Here is a 486-nt window from a genome sequence, read left to right on the forward strand (position 1 = left end):
GGAAATAGCTCAGCTTGGTAGAGCACCTGGTTTGGGACCAGGGGGTCGCAGGTTCGAATCCTGTTTTCCCGATTAATAGATTGCCAAAATTTATTATGTGTTTTTATTTTATGGCGGCGTAGCTCAGCTGGCTAGAGCGTCCGGTTCATACCCGGGAGGTCAGGGGTTCGATCCCCTTCACCGCTATTTTCTACGTAAGAAGCTTGGACCTTTAGCTCAGTTGGTTAGAGCAGACGGCTCATAACCGCCCGGTCGTAGGTTCGAGTCCTACAAGGTCCATTACTTGTAGCTGATTCAAGTAGATTTTTAATTTTTTATGGAGGATTACCCAAGTCTGGCTGAAGGGAACGGTCTTGAAAACCGTCAGGTGGGTCAAACCACGCAAGAGTTCGAATCTCTTATCCTCCTTTTTAATATTATCGCGGGATGGAGCAGTCTGGTAGCTCGTCGGGCTCATAACCCGAAGGTCGTAGGTTCAAATCCTGC

General features: G+C 48.1%; 4 tRNA genes. All 4 read left to right on the plus strand.

Annotated elements, in window-relative coordinates:
- Nucleotides 1–72 (plus strand) — tRNA-Pro (locus AC1RPN_RS08320).
- Nucleotides 73–112: 40 nt separating this feature from the next.
- Nucleotides 113–186: transfer RNA gene (locus AC1RPN_RS08325), tRNA-Met, on the plus strand.
- A gap of 19 nt (nt 187–205) precedes the next feature.
- Nucleotides 206–279: transfer RNA gene (locus AC1RPN_RS08330), tRNA-Ile, on the plus strand.
- A gap of 39 nt (nt 280–318) precedes the next feature.
- Nucleotides 319–408 (plus strand) — tRNA-Ser (locus tag AC1RPN_RS08335).
- The last annotated feature ends 78 nt before the right edge of the window (nt 409–486 follow it).

The sequence above is a fragment of the Dellaglioa sp. CoH-57-MRSF-20 genome (assembly GCF_056781955.1).